The 16405-nt window shown below is 46.4% G+C and carries 17 protein-coding genes; 10 read left to right on the top strand and 7 right to left on the bottom strand.

What is annotated here, in order from left to right; translation table 11 throughout:
• Positions 1 to 55: 55 nt before the first annotated feature.
• The 5 genes from R7P64_RS01475 to R7P64_RS01455 form a co-directional block, all read right to left on the bottom strand.
• Positions 56 to 190: a hypothetical protein gene (locus tag R7P64_RS01475; protein ID WP_318118671.1), complete on the bottom strand. Its 135-nt coding sequence runs from the start codon at positions 188 to 190 to the stop codon at positions 56 to 58.
• Positions 187 to 615: a DUF2809 domain-containing protein gene (locus tag R7P64_RS01470; protein ID WP_318118670.1), complete on the bottom strand. Its 429-nt coding sequence runs from the start codon at positions 613 to 615 to the stop codon at positions 187 to 189. Before R7P64_RS01470 ends, R7P64_RS01475 begins: the two co-directional genes overlap by 4 nt.
• A complete protein-coding gene (creD, locus tag R7P64_RS01465; RefSeq protein WP_318118669.1) occupies positions 602 to 1942 on the bottom strand; it encodes a cell envelope integrity protein CreD in 1341 nt (446 codons plus the stop codon). The genes R7P64_RS01470 and creD overlap by 14 nt, the downstream gene beginning before the upstream one ends.
• A gap of 75 nt (positions 1943 to 2017) precedes the next feature.
• Positions 2018 to 3460 (bottom strand): two-component system sensor histidine kinase CreC, encoded by a 1443-nt coding sequence (gene creC, locus R7P64_RS01460; protein ID WP_318118719.1) that lies wholly within the window; start codon positions 3458 to 3460, stop codon positions 2018 to 2020.
• Positions 3460 to 4170 (bottom strand): response regulator, encoded by a 711-nt coding sequence (locus R7P64_RS01455; RefSeq protein ID WP_213967489.1) that lies wholly within the window; start codon positions 4168 to 4170, stop codon positions 3460 to 3462. The genes creC and R7P64_RS01455 overlap by 1 nt, the downstream gene beginning before the upstream one ends.
• 259 nt (positions 4171 to 4429) lie before the next feature.
• Between R7P64_RS01455 and R7P64_RS01450 the strand changes: the two genes are divergently transcribed.
• Positions 4430 to 4942, top strand: a complete 513-nt coding sequence (locus R7P64_RS01450) for a DUF2799 domain-containing protein (RefSeq protein WP_005374970.1) — start codon at positions 4430 to 4432, stop codon at positions 4940 to 4942.
• A 34-nt stretch (positions 4943 to 4976) separates the two neighbouring features.
• Here R7P64_RS01450 and R7P64_RS01445 read toward each other — a convergent pair whose 3' ends face one another.
• Positions 4977 to 5435, bottom strand: a complete 459-nt coding sequence (locus tag R7P64_RS01445; protein ID WP_005386911.1) for a GNAT family N-acetyltransferase — start codon at positions 5433 to 5435, stop codon at positions 4977 to 4979.
• Positions 5436 to 5459: 24 nt separating this feature from the next.
• Positions 5460 to 5930 (bottom strand): GNAT family N-acetyltransferase, encoded by a 471-nt coding sequence (locus R7P64_RS01440; RefSeq protein WP_318118667.1) that lies wholly within the window; start codon positions 5928 to 5930, stop codon positions 5460 to 5462.
• A 132-nt stretch (positions 5931 to 6062) separates the two neighbouring features.
• Between R7P64_RS01440 and R7P64_RS01435 the strand changes: the two genes are divergently transcribed.
• The 9 genes from R7P64_RS01435 to R7P64_RS01395 all read left to right on the top strand — a co-directional run bounded on the left by R7P64_RS01435 (position 6063) and on the right by R7P64_RS01395 (position 16374).
• Entirely contained in the window at positions 6063 to 7253 is a 1191-nt protein-coding gene (locus R7P64_RS01435; RefSeq protein ID WP_054576593.1) for an MFS transporter, read from the top strand.
• Entirely contained in the window at positions 7228 to 8196 is a 969-nt protein-coding gene (gene yidZ / locus R7P64_RS01430; RefSeq protein ID WP_005374957.1) for an HTH-type transcriptional regulator YidZ, read from the top strand. Before R7P64_RS01435 ends, yidZ begins: the two co-directional genes overlap by 26 nt.
• A gap of 141 nt (positions 8197 to 8337) precedes the next feature.
• The gene (locus R7P64_RS01425; protein ID WP_262579713.1) at positions 8338 to 9207 is read left to right on the top strand and encodes a DMT family transporter; all 870 of its coding nucleotides are present in this window, start codon (positions 8338 to 8340) and stop codon (positions 9205 to 9207) included.
• Between the two features lie 388 nt (positions 9208 to 9595).
• Positions 9596 to 11770: an FUSC family protein gene (locus R7P64_RS01420; RefSeq protein ID WP_262579714.1), complete on the top strand. Its 2175-nt coding sequence runs from the start codon at positions 9596 to 9598 to the stop codon at positions 11768 to 11770.
• Positions 11771 to 11780: 10 nt separating this feature from the next.
• Positions 11781 to 13424, top strand: coding sequence for a TolC family protein (locus R7P64_RS01415; RefSeq protein ID WP_318123076.1), 1644 nt, complete (start codon positions 11781 to 11783; stop codon positions 13422 to 13424).
• A complete protein-coding gene (locus R7P64_RS01410) occupies positions 13424 to 13627 on the top strand; it encodes a DUF1656 domain-containing protein (protein ID WP_285385280.1) in 204 nt (67 codons plus the stop codon). The genes R7P64_RS01415 and R7P64_RS01410 overlap by 1 nt, the downstream gene beginning before the upstream one ends.
• A 12-nt stretch (positions 13628 to 13639) precedes the next feature.
• A complete protein-coding gene (locus tag R7P64_RS01405) occupies positions 13640 to 14530 on the top strand; it encodes an HlyD family secretion protein (protein ID WP_285385281.1) in 891 nt (296 codons plus the stop codon).
• Between the two features lie 16 nt (positions 14531 to 14546).
• Positions 14547 to 15233 (top strand): potassium channel family protein, encoded by a 687-nt coding sequence (locus R7P64_RS01400; RefSeq protein ID WP_047102392.1) that lies wholly within the window; start codon positions 14547 to 14549, stop codon positions 15231 to 15233.
• Positions 15226 to 16374: an AI-2E family transporter gene (locus R7P64_RS01395; protein WP_005386936.1), complete on the top strand. Its 1149-nt coding sequence runs from the start codon at positions 15226 to 15228 to the stop codon at positions 16372 to 16374. The genes R7P64_RS01400 and R7P64_RS01395 overlap by 8 nt, the downstream gene beginning before the upstream one ends.
• The last annotated feature ends 31 nt before the right edge of the window (positions 16375 to 16405 follow it).

Here is a 16405-nt window from a genome sequence, read left to right as displayed (position 1 = left end):
CTGTGCGCCGGTGAGTTTAAGATTCCCTTTTGTATTTCATATAAACAGGTGAGGTTTACAGCAGTTCTCTATTGGTCAGTGACCAAAGGTACACGCGCTTGAGTAAACTGATTTTGATCCTTTTACGAATACCTCGTTTGGAATGTCGACGTCGGTCTGGTAGCACAATAGCTTTCATCTCGGTTTTCATTTCTTTTCCATCCACCAACACAGTAGACCTCCGATGCAGTAAGCCAGCAGATCTTTCCAATCAAATGTGGCACCCAAAATTACAGCCAGAGGCGATGAAGATTCGATACCAAGCCAAGCTGCGACCTGAAGCAATTGCCCCAACTCGACAGCAAACGCAATCAACACCGCCAATGAAACCAGCCAGTTAACGGGCATAGAGAACATACTTGCAAGAAAGTAGTAGAGCCAAACCACAACGAGAACATCACCAAATGTCGGGCGAATAAAGCTGTCTCGAACATAGAGCGCAATAACGACCAATGTGATAAAACACACCAAGCTTTTCAGTCCATTTTTTGCAGAAAATTGCAGGCGGATAGCAGACGTCTCTTCCACCATATCGCTTGGCTGCCCAGTGAGAACTGCTCGCTTAAACGTCTTCATGATTCGCCTTTGCACTTTCTTCTGCTTTCTTATTTCGTGCGTACCAGTCGATGTTGCGTGTAATGACCATAGTGAAGCTCAAAATCGCGAAACACAGTAATGTCCCCATGACTAATGCGTAACTTTCTGCTTGTAGCAAGCCAAACAGTAATCCGTAGAGAGTAAGTAAACAGGCTCCGAATATCGCTCCGTGTTTGGTGTTGCTCAACATACCACTCACGTACACACTTAAAAGCCCCGTCGATGCGACTGCTGACACCACATACGCCCAGTTAAAGCCGAGGTGTTCACTCATCGAAATCAGCAACAGATAGAAAAGCGCTAAAGCCAGACCAATAAAGCCGTATTGCACTGGGTGAACCGGACGCGCTTGTAATAGCTCCAGTAAGAAGAAACTTGCAAACACTAATGTGATAACCAACAGTGAATAGTTCACAGCTCGGTGAGACTTCAAGTAATGGTCAACGGGATCAATCAAATCTACGCCCATTTGTCGCTGTTCAAGCTCGTGACACGCATGACTCGATGACAAACAGCTTTGGAACAGCTGCGCGATATTGGTAGAGAAGTTGTTGCTCGCCCATTGTGCGTTAAATCCATCTTCAGATACCTCTGACGACACCGGTAAGTAATCACCGATAAAGCTTGGATGTGCCCAAGTTGAAGAGAGTTCAACCGTTGTTTGACTGCCGATTGGTGTGACTTGAAGTTGCCCCATCCCTTGCAGCAAGAAGTTAAGATCGAAAGCCAAAGGTTGCTCTATGTTCAGGTCAGCGAGAGTCAGAGCGCTATGGAAGCCTTGTGGCAACTGGTCTAACCCTGTTCCCGGTGCGACTTCGATATCAGAGCTCGCCATGGTCATGTCATCCAAACGAATCAATCCACGGCTGTCTTCAATGCCAACCACTAGGCTCATGTTTTCAATATCAAGCCCCTGCAATGCCGAGAGATCGTCTGCATCAAAAGTACCTTTCAGCGCCACTTGTGCTTTGTATAAACGCGCACGGTAAATGCCTCGGTACTTTTCAAAACTGTCCAGATTCGCGCTCATATCAAAAGTGCTAGGTAGGAGGAATTTACGACGCTCTTTAATCTGTACTTTGTCATCTCGGTAACTGGTTTCGGTGTAGTTAACCATGATGAATGGACCAATGATGCGCTGTTCGCCGCTGCTGCTGCGTGCGATGTCGTTTCTGACTTCATCTTGGCGATATGAGCGTTCTGAGATCAGCCCTGTGACCATTGAAAGCGGGATTTGCAGTAAGACAAACAAAAACAGCACGAAGGCGAACTTCGTGCCGAGTTGGTTATTGAGGATCTTTTTCATGTTTCATTCTCCATTTGCTGATGGGAGTAATCTAAATCAGCAATTTGGAGAACGAATGGAGCTAATGTGGAGTTTCTATGGAGTTGGTAAAATCAGGGTCACTTTCACGCCAGCATCGACGTTTTCGACTTGCAACTGACCTTTGTGCAGCTTGATCACTTGCTCAACAAAATTAAGCCCGAGCCCAGTGCTCTTAACACCATTTTCCCGAGCGAGGGAGTAGAAGCGCTCGGTTAAACGAGGCATTGCATAGTCGGGAATGTGAGGACCTGAATTGAAAATCGACAGGCACATTTTCTCTTTCGTGACCTCAGTTTTCCATTCAATGCATCCCTCTGAATGAACAAAATCCAGCGCATTGTCCATCAGGTTAAAAACGGCTTGTTTCAGTAAGAAGGCATCACCAAGTACGGAGAGATGGTCATCAATTTGGATGTTGGCAGTGACCGACTTAGCACTCAAACGCGCATCCGCCGACTCAACCACTTCATTGACCATTTGTTCTAGCGAGATAGCTTCGACTTGCTCTAGCTCAGGGCGCTTTTCAAGACGAGCAAGTTCCAGCAACTTATCAATCAATGACTGCATGCGATCGCTCTCTCGCTCAATGTTGCCAGCAAAGCGCGTGACCTTTTCTTCAGGCAACGGCATTTGCAATATTTCACTCGCGCCTTTAATCGCTGATAACGGGCTTTTCAGCTCATGAGTCAGCGTCTGTACGTACTCTTCCACATATTGTTTACCATCGAGCTGATTGCGCATTTTCTCCAATGCGTCGCTTAGCGTGCCGTACTCATAAAAGATACGAAATGTCGGCTTAGAGACCTTTTCACCCTCACCCATTTTGGTCGCGTAGTCTTCTAGCTTGTTCAATGCCGAGTGAATTCGCCAAGCAAATAATGCTCCTGCCAATAGCACTAAACCACTCATCCACACCATCCAAAACAATACATTGCGTTTAGAAAGATCGATGAAAGGTTGTACTGAGCGATTGGATTTTGCCACCGTTACGCTGCCAATGATTTCACCTTTGTGGTAAATGGGCGCAGCCACGTGCATAACGGTTGAGAGCGGATCTTTCGGGTCTTCGATGGTACTGCGCGCGCCGTATTGACCACGCAACGTGAGATAAACATCGTTCCATTGCGAGTAGTCTTTGCCTACGTCTTGCTGCCAAGAATCCGCAATCACAATGCCTTGTTTATCGGTGATGTAAATTCGATGGTTAATCGCTTTTTTACCGATTTCCCAAATGCGCGCTTGAGGCTCTCGCTGTCCATAAGCCGTTAATAGTTTGGAGAAGCGACTCTCAGACAACTTGTCATTCGCGACGTCTTCTTCCGCCAATACCGCGAGTAAGTTCGCCATATCCACCAGCGTCTCTTCGGTGGTTTGGCGCACGGTTGGCTTAAGTTCTTGGACAACCGTTTTGCTCACCATGTAAGCCGTCATCCCGACTAAGATGAAGTAGAGAAAAAACAGTCTGAGTCCAAGCGGGATCTTCGGCCAGCGATTCATCATTCACCTTTAATGCAGTAAAAGTAACCAAAGCCACGTTTGGTACAGATGCGTTCAGACATCTCAAACGGCTTCAACTTATGGCGAATGGCTTTGATGTGGGTATCGATATTACGCTCGTATGCAGCTTCCGGCGCCATGTCAGCAGCGACCATAAGTTGCTCTCGGCTCAATACATTGGAAGAGACAGAAATCAGTTTATCGAGGATTTTGAACTCCACCGCGGTCAGCCCAAGCATTTGCCCGCCAACACCGTAGTCGAAGTTCTGCGCAACTAAATCATGGTTCAATGGAGGTTGTTCTGGAACAGCTACAGGCTCTGGTTTGTCCTCCATCATTGGCGCTTTAGCTTTGATTCGAAGTTTAATGCGAGCCAACATTTCGCGCGGGCTAAATGGCTTAGTCACGTAATCATCCGCGCCAATTTCCAAACCGACTACGCGGTCAATTTCATCGCTTCTTGCGGTGAGAAAGATTATGGGAATATCAGAAAACTCACGGATGGTTTTGCATAATTCAAAACCATTGCCATCCGGTAAGCCTACGTCTAAGACAAGTAACGCTGCGGAGTTGTGCTGCAAAAAAGCTAAGCCCTCTCCTGCTGTTGTAAACCACTCTGCGTGGTAGCCATCCATCTCTAATACATGAATCAGGTTCTCTGCGATAGCAGATTCATCCTCGATAATAAGGACGGTGGGTTGTTCGCTCAATGTCTTAGCCTCATTGACGGTGTTTATCTTTATGTTGGTATTATCACTTAATTTGGGGCCAAGGCTAGTGGATTGATGCAGCAAAGGCGCAGTTCGTGGATAATACTAATCAAACACACTTCTATTCAGCATAATAAATTTATCACTTAGATTAATGAGTCACCACAATTGTGAATACAATGATTTCAACCATTGATATGAACAGTGTTCATTTTAAACTCAAGTTATCAATTCGATTTTATTTAAAGGACAGTCACTGATGAAAAGAGCGCTAATCCCCCTGGCTTTACTGACTTTGCTCTCAGGTTGCGCCAGCATGTCTCCGGATGAGTGCAAAACGGCGAACTGGTACAACGTAGGTTATCAAGATGGCCGAGATGGCAACGATCCAAACATTATCAATAGCTATACCGAAGACTGTGGTGAAGCGGGTGTGACACCCGACCGAGCGAAATGGAAAGAAGGCTTTGATAAAGGCACTATCCAATATTGCTCACCAGACAATGGGTACACTGTCGGTATCGAAGGCAAAGAATATTACGGTGTATGCAGCAGCAAAGAGTTTATTGAGAACTACCAGTTAGGTCATCAAGAATATCAACGCCAGCAACGCATCCAACAAATCGATACTGAAATCTCGGTCATCGATAATCAGCTTGATGGCAATCCAGACAAAGATAATGCCAAGAGACTGAAAGAGAAGAGAAAGCGATTGGCTGACGAGCGTTCAAGCCTCTTGTCGCCAACCATCAACTTGAATCTGAATTTCTAAATCGATTGGATTTAGCTTCTAAAAATTCATGGCCCTAGCTCAGTTCTAGGGTCATGAATTGACTGTTCGGATCGAGTTCGTAATCCCCGAACGGCTCGCAGTACACAAAGCCATGCTTTTCATACAACAGGCGCGCTGGTTTAAAAAACTCCATCGAGCCCGTTTCTAAACTCAAGCGCTGCAAACCTTTTTGCTTCGCTTGCTCAATCACATGAATCAATAATTGAGATGCCACACCTTGGTTTCTTGCCGTAGGCGTGGTGCGCATGGATTTCAGCTCCGCGTGTTGGTCATCCAACTCTTTAATCGCCGCACACCCAAGCAGTTGCTCACCTTTCCATCCGGTCCAAAACGTCACTTCTGGCGCTTTGAGCTTATCTAAATCTAACGCATGCACGCTTTCTGGTGGTGACGTGGCGTACATGTCCTGTAAATGTCCTTCCAACAGCGCTATCACTTGCGGCCGTTCTAAATTGTCGATTTCAATCCTCATCTTTCCATCCTTGGTTTTTCCTAGCTAAAGCGGCTGTCTCATAATGTGTTGCGGTCCAACGGGGCCGCCGTGGTAAAGCTCATTGGTATCTTCAAACCCTGCTTTTAAATAGCACTGATAAGCGGGTATGTTGCGGCAATTCACAGTGAGATAAAGCGCATCAAACTCGGGATAATGGCGTTTGGCGAAATCGGAAAACTGTTGAATGGCTTGCTTGGCGATGCCTTTGCCTTGATGACGGTGATCCACCAGCAAAGCACGTACGCCTAAACTGTTTTTCGGGCAAAAATCGTATTTCTCGCTGTAAGCAGCATCAAATAGAAAAAAGCCAACCACGTCATCGTCTGCCAAAATCAGATGCGGAAGCTCTGTGGGTTCAAGACGTGTAAGCATTTCACCCACATCCGCGACCGTAAACTGCGATTGCTCTTCTAGAACGCTAAGTTCGCAAGTTTGTTCATGTCGCTCAGGCGAATACTTTTCAATAGTAATCATAATCTTCCTTGTTGTTTTTATGCTCAATTCATACAGGGTATGTCGTAAATAGAAATACCTAGTGTCGTATTTCCCACTCGCAGGCAAACGTTTAGCACTCTATTATCCTCGCCATTCGATAGAGAGGTTTCCATGTCCCGTTTTTTACTTTGCAGTTTTGCACTCGTCTTACTCTACCCTACTGCCATTGATTTGTATCTTGTTGGTTTGCCTCAAATTGCGTCAGATCTCAACGCCAGTGAATCTCAGTTGCATATTGCGTTTTCGATCTATTTAGCTGGCATGGCTACGACGATGTTATTCGCGGGGAAAATTGCAGACTCTGTGGGACGAAAGCCTGTTGCCGTCGGCGGCGCGATGATCTTCGTGCTCGCGTCTTTTCTCGGCGGAATGGCTGAGCAACCAAACGCTTTCTTGATTGCTCGCTTTTGCCAAGGCATCGGTGCTGGATCTTGCTATGTCGTCGCGTTCGCGATTTTACGCGACACGTTAGACGATGAACGCCGCGCGAAAGTATTGTCGATGCTCAATGGCATCACCTGTATCATTCCAGTGATCGCACCCGTGATTGGTCACTTGATTATGCTGAAATTTCCTTGGCCGAGTTTGTTTACCACGATGGCAGGAATGGGCATTCTCGTCAGTGTATTGGCCATTTTTGTTCTCAAGGAATCACTACCCAGCCAACAAGGTGAAGAACAGACAACGCCAGAGAGCCATCAAGAGACTTTCTTCGAGCGATTTTTTATCAGTAGGCTGATCATTACTGCACTGGGAGTGACCACCATCCTGACCTTTGTTAACGCTTCACCAATTGTTGTGATGAGTATGCTTGGTTTTGATCGCGGTGGCTATTCTTCCATCATGGCGGGGACTGCGACGATCAGTATGTTGATTTCGTTCTCGGCGCCATTGGCATTGGGGATTTTCAAGCAGCGAACCTTAATGATGAGCTCTCAAGTATTGCTCGTTTGTTCAGCCATCGTGCTCAGTGCAGCCCATTTCCATGATGGACAACCTTTTTACTATGTGTTCGGACTTGGGCTGATTTGCGCAGGCTTCGCTTGTGGCTTTGGCGTGGCCATGAGCCAAGCGCTCAGCCCATTCTCTCAACAAGCTGGCGTGGCGAGCTCGTTACTGGGCATTGCTCAAGTTTGTAGTTCCGCGTTCTATATTTGGTTTATGGGTTTCATCGGCGTTACTGCACTGAATATGTTGGTGTTTATCTTAGTGCTAGGTAGCGTAATCAGCCTTGCTCTAATACTATTGATTCCAAAGCCTGTTCACGATACCCATTATGAAGAAATCCCTAGCGCGACTTGATTTAAACTTACTGTTCACTCTGCAATTATTGTTGCAAGAGCAAAGCGTCTCGAAAGCCTCGAAAAAGCTGAACGTTACGCCCTCTACCGTAAGTAAGTCGCTCAACAAACTTCGTCATTGGTTCGATGATCCTTTGTTTGTCAAAACACCTAAAGGTCTTGCGCCAACGCCTTTGGCACAAAGCATGGAGCAAGATCTTGCAGAATGGCTGCAAATTGGCAGCCAGATTGCAGAAAAACGCAGCGATATTACGCCTAAAGGAGTGCGTTTTGATATCACGATTGAGTCGCCATTAGTGCTCACAGTGCTGGACAGACTCATCGTCGCTATCCACCAGCGATACCCTGAAGCGAAAGTAAAAACCAGTAACTGGGATTACGACTCACTCGACGCCATCATTCGAGGCGAGGCGGATATCGGTTTTACCGGCCGAGAAAGTCACCCTAGATCGAAAGAGTCGTTGGATCTTCTGCCTTATTTCTTGGATTTTGAGATTCTATTTTATGACCTGCCGATGGTGTATTTACATAAAGATCATCCGGCATTACAGCAAGAGTGGAATCTCGAGACCTTTCTGAGCTACCAACACATCAATATTGTTTGGGAAAAAAGTGAAACTTGGGCGTTGGATGAAGTATTAACGGAACTAGGGCTACAGCGCTCTATCGGGCTGACGATGTCCAACTTTGAGCAATCTCTTTTTATGGCAGCGCAGCCGACGCATGACATGATCACCACCGCGCCGCACTATTGCAAAAGTTACACAGAAAAGCTGCATCTCGATTTGGTGTGCTTGCCAATTCCATTAGACCAAGCTCAACAAGACAAGTTACTGATTCCATTTACCATGATTTGGCATAAACGCAATGCGTACAATCCCAAATTGCTATGGTTGAAAAACACCATTAAGTCATTGTACAAACAACCTTCCCAACCACAGTAAGACTCAGGCTAAGGTCAGGTTTTCTCTGGTTATTTTTAATGACTTTCTTGCTCTGATAGCTATAACTAATCACTTTATCAACTAATAAAAATGTTCTTTTGGATCTACACTAGCTGTTCATTTACACGCTAAGGATCAAGGATGTCGACCTTTTTACTCACTGCCATTGCAATGCTGGCGTTCGCTGCCAATTCATTATTGTGTCGAATTGCCTTGGCAGAAGGGTTAATTGATGCAGGAAGCTTCACGCTCGTTCGATTGATATCTGGCGCGATTACCTTAATCGCAATGCTTGTCGTGAGAGGCCAGTGGAAAACCGATCGGCCAACTTCTCGCTTTCGCTTTTTTGCTGGCGTGGCGTTATTTGGTTACGCTGCCCTTTTCTCTTTCGCGTACTTACAACTGGCGACAGGAACTGGTGCTTTGCTTTTGTTTGGTGCCGTGCAACTTACATTACTGGCGATCTATTGGTTGCAAGGTGAGCGCTTTCAGTTTCTCGAAATCATCGGTATCGGCCTTTCAATTGTTGGATTTGTTTGGTTGATGTTGCCATCTGCCACTCGCCCCGATATTAGCTCTGCACTTCTCATGTTGATTTCTGGCGTTTGTTGGGCTGCGTTTACTGCGCTCGGTAAACAAGCGCCTTCTCCAAGTAGTGGGATCACGTGGGGATTCATCGCTGCATCAATAATTGGCGTGCTCCTTTCGCCATTAATCTTGTCCTCAATCCACCTTTCTTTGAGCGGAGTGTTGCTCGCTATCACGTCTGGCGCCATTGCATCTGGCCTTGGGTATACGCTTTGGTATCAAGTCATGCGTAAGCTCTCTTTACTTCAAGCCGCCGTCAGCCAACTTTCCGTGCCAGCCATTGCTTTGCTACTCGGCACCGTCGTACTCCACGAGCCTCTTTCACTGCACACTCTTTTAACCAGCGGCATCATTCTTGGTGGGATCGCTTCGGTTTTTTTATCTCGATCCAAAAAAACAAACGAACAATCAGCAAGCCGATAAAAAGTAATAACTTTCCCTCTCAAATACCCATTCATCATCTATGCTTTTTAAAGCAGTAAAGCTCATTGCAGATGGTATAAGTGGTCTGCTTTGGTACCAGGCGAAGAATATAAGGTGAGCATTGGCTCACACAATGCAACGATTTTGTTTCAAAAGTGAGAATCATCACAGATCGCGAATTTGCTCGTTTTAGGCGTTTCACCAATAACGCCAAGGGCTAGCACGAGATCAAGCCAAATACGCACTTTTTGTTTTGACAAAGGGTTTACAAAGCACACTTTTTCACCCGCTATATTCCGCCCCCCGAATTTATTCAGAACAAGATTCTGATTATTCATATAAGAAATTCATCAACTTATAACGATAAGCCTGAGCAAACTTTGACACTATGAACGACAAAATAAAATTCGCTATTAAAGTATCGCTTAGCCTGACTCTGGCTTATCTGATCCCGTTTGCCATGGGTTGGCCGCAAGCATCGACGGCCGCAACCACAGTGATGCTGATTGCATCCACAGGCAGTCGTCGTGAATCCCTCGCCAAAGGTACCTTACGCGTGTTCGGTACGTTGGTTGGCGCCGTCGTTGGCTTGTTACTGGTGGGATTGTTTGCTCAAGACCGCTTGCTGTACATGTTGAGCGTGTCGGTTGTGGTCTCATTCATTTTTTACTTCCGTAATGCCTATCAAAAAGATCCAACGCTACTCATGCTGACCGGCGTGATGACGTTGATGATGTCCAATGGCGGTGACGCAGAAGGTGCGTTTCTTTATGGCGTTGACCGCGCCTATATGACGGTGTTTGGGGTGGTGGTTTACACACTCGTGGGGACTTTCTTATTCCCGACCAAAACAGAACAAAACCTAAGGCAGCTCATCGAACAACTCAACCAAGCACAACGCGCGTTGTTCACCGCTATCTTGCAAAATTTCGAGCAAAAATCGGCAGGGCAAATCTCTCCTCAAGAAGGCGGAGAAGAAAATCCAGAAGCTGAAGAGCCACAACCTAGCGTGGACACTCTCATCGAACAGATGTTTGCCGCCCAAAATGCGCTCGAACAGCGTTTTGCCACAGTCAGTGTGGAATGCAGCGACGTGTCGGCCTACATGAAAGAGTGGCGCTTGGCGGTTCATTTGAACAAGCAAGTAACGCAACAATTGACCGTTGCGGCGCACAGCCACTTTAGCCACCAACAAGACCGTGAAAGCATCAGCAACTTTGATCAAGCCGTGGCGGAAATTGACGCGCTATTTGATACCTGCCAACAAGTCTGGGACGAAAAAGAACCCGCTTATCGTGCTCAGGAATTCAAAGTCAAATACAACCAAGCGTTGCTAGAAAACGCAGCGCACCTAGAGAAAGGCTCTGCGCTTACGCTTGGTCACCTATTGGAACTGATGCATCAAAACTTGTCGCGTTTAGCGGAGAGCATTAGCTGTATTGACTCTGTGACGAACAATGTCTCCTTTGACGTGCCACTGCCGAAACCGAAAGGCAAGTTTCTATGGTGGGACGCAGAAAACTTTAAAACTGCGGTCAAAACCTTTGTCACTTATTGGGTTGCTGGACTGATTTGGATTTATTTCAATCCACCAGGCGGCTACTCGTTCGTGGTCTTCTCGACCATGTTTATGTCTTTGCTGTCGTTCGTGCCTGTGCACCCGATATTGTTACTTGTGCTGTTCACTTTCGGCTTCTTGTTCGCGGTGCCTTCTTACGTCTTCATTCTTCCGCAATTGGATCTCGGGTTAGAACTTGGCCTGTTCATCTTTATCTACACCTTTATCGGCTTTTATCTGTTTAACGGGCCAGTGACGATTTTCTATATGATTGGCTTGTTTGTTCTTGGTTTAGACAACAACATGTTTTATCACTTCGGGATCCTCATGACGATCATGCTGTTGTTCTACATGGTGGTGTTCATGATTATTTTCGCGCACTACTTCCCGTTTAGCTCACGACCAGAACACCTCTTTTTGACCATAAAAGAACGCTACTTCCGACATACCCGAGAGCTGTTCACTACCTATCAACAGCAGTCCAGCTCGGTTATTACGCCGCTCAAACGGGCCTTGCACTTGGTGACGCTCAATGTCTCATCGAAAAAGCTCAAAGTCTGGGGTTCGAAAATCAACCACAAACACTTTGATAAAACCACGCCAGAAGCGATTGGCGCGTTTAGCAAAGCGTGTGATGTACTCAGTAATCACATCAACATCTTAATGGCCGCCGAGAAAAAGTTGATGACCAATCCACTAATTACTCAGCTTCGCCAACAGCACCGCGATTCCATCATTCCTTTGATGGCGGGCGCTTTAGCCAGCCATCAAGCAACACAAGAACTCGACTCCGTATTCGACCAATACAGTCAAGATTACCAAACATTCGAAGATAAACTGGAAGATTTTTTTAGTGAGTTGGATTTATCTGACTACGCTTATTCAGAGATAGCCGGTTTTTATATCTTGCTGAATTTAAAACGGAACGTGTTCGAAGCAATCAAGCATTGCAAGCAAACCTACGAGGATATCGATTGGGTGAACTTACAACAGAAGCGTTTTTAAAGGTGGGGATATGATGCTTCCAAAACTAACCAAACCAAGCCTCGCCATACTTTCTTTGCTCGGACTCAGTGCGTGTACCACGGTAGGACCAGATTATGTTCATCCAAAGCAGGCGCCACTGCCAAGTGACTGGTCGGTGCAAAAAGCAGCCAAAGATACGCAGCAATCAGAGCAACAGCTACAACAATGGTGGCAGCAATTTAATGACTCGACTCTTAATCAGCTGGTTGAGTTGGCGAGCAAACAAAACCTCGATTTAGAAGCCGCAGGGCTACGAATTGTCCAAGCACGTTCATTGCTTGGTATTTCGACGGGCTTGCAATACCCACAAGTTCAAACCGTGTCAGGAAACCTAGCGCGTGCCTACGTAAATGATCAGGGCGTGAATAACGCCACTTTGTCGTTTGATGCTGCTTGGGAAATGGATGTTTGGGGCAAGTATGCTCGCGGTATTGAGTCGGCAGAAGCGGGTTACTACGCATCCATCGCATCGTATCACGACATCATGGTCACCATAACCGCCGAAGTGGCACGCAATTACATCAACTATCGCACATTCCAAGAACGTATTTTGCTGTCTCGCCGCAATATCGAGATTCAAGAGCGTGTCGTCCGCATTACACAGGTGCAGTTCGACTCTGGCAACGTTACAGAATTGGACGTTCAACAAGCTAAAAACCAACTCTACACCACCAAAGCAGCGCTACCGAGCCTCGAAGTGGCAATGAAGCAATCACGTACTGTGTTGGCTTTGCTACTGGGTCTGTTACCAGAAGAAGTAGATGGACTGCTACAGTCGGATGGGATGCACAAGCAAATCGCTGAGTACGAAGCCCAGTTCAAATCAACGGGCAGAAAATCGGCGCTATCGGGCACCGACGAGCGCTCCATTGTGCCACGTCCACCGCTTTTGGATACGCAAGTGGATGCTAACTTAGTGATGCGACGTCCGGATTTGCAAGTCTCTGAGATGCAAGCTCGCGCGCAAAGTGCGCAGATTGGCGTGGCAGAAACCGCTCTGTACCCAAGCTTTTCGTTGTTCGGTTCCATCGGTATCGACAGTACGGTTCCCGATGGCAGCAGTTTCAGTTTTAGCGATTCGCTCACCATGGTGGTTGGCCCAACGTTCAGTTGGAACATTTTCCAATACGGACGCGTGAAAAATAACATTCGTTTCGAAGATGCTCGCTTCCAAGAAACGCTGACGAACTACAACAAAAAGGTACTGCAAGCCGTTAATGAAGTCACCAATGCAATCGAAGCGTATGACCTGTATTTGCAACAAAAAGATTTACGCTTGCAATCGGTCAACTCTTCCATTCGTGCGTTCAACATATCCATGACACAGTACGAAAACGGACAAATTTCATTCGAACGTCTGCTTAACTCGGTAGAAAAAATGACCCGTGCGGAAGACAGCTACGCAACGATCAAAGGGAACGTGGCGAACCAAGTTGTTGCACTCTATAAAGCCCTCGGTGGAGGCTGGCAAACCCAAACAGGCAAACCCTTCCTCAGTGAATCTATTGCCAAGCAAATGACAGAACGAACTGACTGGGATGGTTATTTAAATGAAGAAAACCGCGTATTGCCGCCTTTGCGCCTCGAAACTCCGGCTGAGACCAGTGATGAAAACAAAACGGAGGATCTCTAATGCCTCATGAACTTTCTTGGGGAGACGTTTACTTTTCTCCCACGTTACTGGTGCTCTTTCTCGCCGTCACGGCCACGTGGATAACGGTGATGATATTGAACAAGACACGTTTGTCTCGCTTCATCACTTTTCCGTCTCTGACGTTTATTGCCATCATGGTCGGTTATGTGGTGGCCATCGACAGCTTTTATATTCAATTTTAGGTGCCAAACAAGATGAAAAAACTATTCGTAATCGCACTCAATCTTGTCATTCTTGGTGGCGCAGCTTGGCTCGGCTATCAAAAGTTTGAGGAATACTTTAATAACCCATGGACACGAGATGGACAAGTGCGTGCTAACGTCATCAAAGTGGCTCCTCGCGTTTCAGGCCCAATTGTAAATGTCGCGGTGCAAGACAACCAAGAAGTAAAAACGGGGGATTTACTGTTTGAAATCGACCCTGCTACTTACCAGGTTGCGTTATCTCAAGCCGAAGTAGCACTGGATCGCTCCATTGTTAGCTCTCGCGGTAAAAAAATCGAATATGACCGCCTAAAAGACATTCGTGCCAAAGACCGTGGCGCGGTTTCTCACAAGGATCTGATTCGTCGTGAAATCGCTTACGAAGAATCGCTACTGCAAATCAAATCTGCAGAAGAACAACTAAAATCAGCACGCCTAAACCTCAGCTTTACCAAAGTTTATGCGACCGTCGATGGTTTTGTATCTAACCTCGATATTAGAAACGGTACGCAAGCGGTCGCAAACCAACCACTGCTCGCACTGATCGACAAAAACAGCTTTTGGGTATTTGGTTTCTTCCGTGAAAACCAACTTGCGCAAATCGAACCTGGCAGCCAAGCGCGTGTCACTTTGATGTCTCACCCAGACACGCCAATTGACGCGACGGTTGACTCGATTGGTTGGGGTATTGCGCCCAAAGACGGCACGGTCGGCTACAACCTTCTTCCAAACGTAAACCCTGTTTTTCAGTGGATTCGCCTAGCACAACGTATTCCGGTGCGAATCTCCCTACAAGAACTTCCTGAAGATGTTGATCTTCGATTCGGGCTTTCTGCGTCCATCATGGTGATGAAAGAGTCATCCGCAGAAAGTGAACAATAACTAAGTGAGAAGAGCCATGGTCATTGGTAAAAACCTCAAAAACATTAATGAAGAAAACAACTTCTTCTATCTAACCTTAGCGCTAGTGATTTTGTTGTTAGGAAGTGCGATGGCACAAGTCGTAGGTGAAGGGACGATTGAACACATACTTCAGGCTTTCACGGTTCTGACGTTTATCGTCTGTTTTGCGAGCCTTCGCTTTGACAAAACCTGGTCTCGTTTCCTCTATAGCCTGTTTGGTGTTTGGGTTCTTGTGATTGTGATCAAGACCGTTTTCAACATCAGAGAGATGAATGTGGTGATGCTTGCCCTCACCTTTGCGTTCTTTTTCGGCACTTTTAAATCCATCGCAAGACAGATTCTTTTCACCGGCCATGTCAACAGCAACAAAGTCATTGGCTCGGTAGCGCTTTTCTTGCTACTTGGTCTGATGTGGGCGATTGCCTACCTCATTCTGCTTGAGTTTTCGCCTGAAGCCTTTACCGGTATGGAAGCGATTTCTTGGGGGCAGAACTTCTCCAATGCAGCGTATTTCAGTTTCGTTACCTTAACCACGCTCGGTTATGGCGACATTAGTCCTCTAACACCACTGGCTCAAGTCGTGGTGTATTTAGAGGCCATCACAGGTGTTTTTTATATGGCGATTGTTGTTTCAAGTCTCGTCAGTTCTAACATTGATCATCAGGTAAACAAAAATGGATAAACAATCGGTAAAAATCGACAGTAAGCTTTTCATCAGTAATATGGTGGAATCAGCAATACGCATTGGCTTGATCTTTGTCTTGCTGATGTTTACGTACGACATCATCAAACCCTTCATACTTCCGGTTATTTGGGGCGCTATTATAGCCGTCGCTTTAATGCCGCTTACCCAAAAATTGCAGCGTGTATATGGTGGTCGCAGAGGTCTGGCAGCCACAACCATTGCTTTACTTGGTATTGCCCTCCTTGTCACGCCACTTGTTATGGTATCAGGCTCCATTGTGGATGGTGCAACGCACGCGCTTGAAGTACTACAAAATGGTCAAGTGAAAATACCAGGGCCAAAACCTTCCGTAGCGGATTGGCCTATCGTGGGTGATAAGCTCTACGAAGTGTGGACCCTATTCGCTACTAATCTTGAGCAAGCGATTCAAACCTTTATGCCACAAATAAAGGCAGGACTCACATCTTTACTGGGTACACTGGGGGGCGTATTGGGAAGTTTACTGCTTTCAATCTTGTCACTTGCGATTGCAGCAGGTTTCATGACGTACTCTGAATCTGCGGCATCAGGCCTAAGAACCATCGCGATTCGTACCGCTGGTGAAAACGCAAAAAGCTGGACCACGCTTATCGCTGCGACAATTAAAAGCGTACTGCTTGGCGTAGTCGGTGTAGCGGCGATTCAAGCACTGTTGATCGGTGCTGGTTTCTTCGTATTTGGCGTTCCGGCAGCAGGTTTACTCACACTGCTTCTAATGATCTTATGTATCGCTCAGCTCCCGGCGTTGCTCGCTGTGCTACCTGTGATTGGCTTCATGTACATGACCCAAGACACCTCAACAGCAACCATGTTTACTGTTTGGGTCGTAGTTGCGGCTCTTTCTGAAAACCTGTTCAAACCAATGTTGATGGGACGTGGCGTCGACGTGCCAATGCCTGTGATTCTGCTCGGTGCCATCGGTGGTATGCTTTTCTACGGCATCGTTGGTCTGTTCTTAGGTGCCGTTATCCTAGCAATTTGGTATGAGTTATTTGTTTGGTGGTTGAGCATTGAGAAAGCACAACAGCAAGAAGAAATGGCAGAACAACAAGACGCTTCTGATGACCAATCAGAACCTGGACACGGTGCTGGCATTTAATAAATCAATAAGTTAGAAAGAAACTTAATCT

The organism is Vibrio sp. 2304 (assembly GCF_033339475.1).
Classification (GTDB): Bacteria; Pseudomonadota; Gammaproteobacteria; order Enterobacterales; family Vibrionaceae; genus Vibrio; species Vibrio alginolyticus.
Note: the sequence above shows the minus strand (reverse complement) of the source record. Positions and strands in the feature narration are given on the sequence as shown.

What these genes read in the sequence shown, in the direction of transcription:
- R7P64_RS01475 (WP_318118671.1), bottom strand. Translation starts at nt 190, where the DNA reads ATGAAAACCGAGATGAAAGCTATTGTGCTACCAGACCGACGTCGACAT.
- R7P64_RS01470 (WP_318118670.1), bottom strand. Translation starts at nt 615, where the DNA reads ATGAAGACGTTTAAGCGAGCAGTTCTCACTGGGCAGCCAAGCGATATG.
- creD (WP_318118669.1), bottom strand. Translation starts at nt 1,942, where the DNA reads ATGAAAAAGATCCTCAATAACCAACTCGGCACGAAGTTCGCCTTCGTG.
- creC (WP_318118719.1), bottom strand. Translation starts at nt 3,460, where the DNA reads ATGAATCGCTGGCCGAAGATCCCGCTTGGACTCAGACTGTTTTTTCTC.
- R7P64_RS01450 (WP_005374970.1), top strand. Translation starts at nt 4,430, where the DNA reads ATGAAAAGAGCGCTAATCCCCCTGGCTTTACTGACTTTGCTCTCAGGT.
- R7P64_RS01445 (WP_005386911.1), bottom strand. Translation starts at nt 5,435, where the DNA reads ATGAGGATTGAAATCGACAATTTAGAACGGCCGCAAGTGATAGCGCTG.
- R7P64_RS01440 (WP_318118667.1), bottom strand. Translation starts at nt 5,930, where the DNA reads ATGATTACTATTGAAAAGTATTCGCCTGAGCGACATGAACAAACTTGC.
- R7P64_RS01435 (WP_054576593.1), top strand. Translation starts at nt 6,063, where the DNA reads ATGTCCCGTTTTTTACTTTGCAGTTTTGCACTCGTCTTACTCTACCCT.
- yidZ (WP_005374957.1), top strand. Translation starts at nt 7,228, where the DNA reads ATGAAGAAATCCCTAGCGCGACTTGATTTAAACTTACTGTTCACTCTG.
- R7P64_RS01425 (WP_262579713.1), top strand. Translation starts at nt 8,338, where the DNA reads ATGTCGACCTTTTTACTCACTGCCATTGCAATGCTGGCGTTCGCTGCC.
- R7P64_RS01420 (WP_262579714.1), top strand. Translation starts at nt 9,596, where the DNA reads ATGAACGACAAAATAAAATTCGCTATTAAAGTATCGCTTAGCCTGACT.
- R7P64_RS01415 (WP_318123076.1), top strand. Translation starts at nt 11,781, where the DNA reads ATGATGCTTCCAAAACTAACCAAACCAAGCCTCGCCATACTTTCTTTG.
- R7P64_RS01410 (WP_285385280.1), top strand. Translation starts at nt 13,424, where the DNA reads ATGCCTCATGAACTTTCTTGGGGAGACGTTTACTTTTCTCCCACGTTA.
- R7P64_RS01405 (WP_285385281.1), top strand. Translation starts at nt 13,640, where the DNA reads ATGAAAAAACTATTCGTAATCGCACTCAATCTTGTCATTCTTGGTGGC.
- R7P64_RS01400 (WP_047102392.1), top strand. Translation starts at nt 14,547, where the DNA reads ATGGTCATTGGTAAAAACCTCAAAAACATTAATGAAGAAAACAACTTC.
- R7P64_RS01395 (WP_005386936.1), top strand. Translation starts at nt 15,226, where the DNA reads ATGGATAAACAATCGGTAAAAATCGACAGTAAGCTTTTCATCAGTAAT.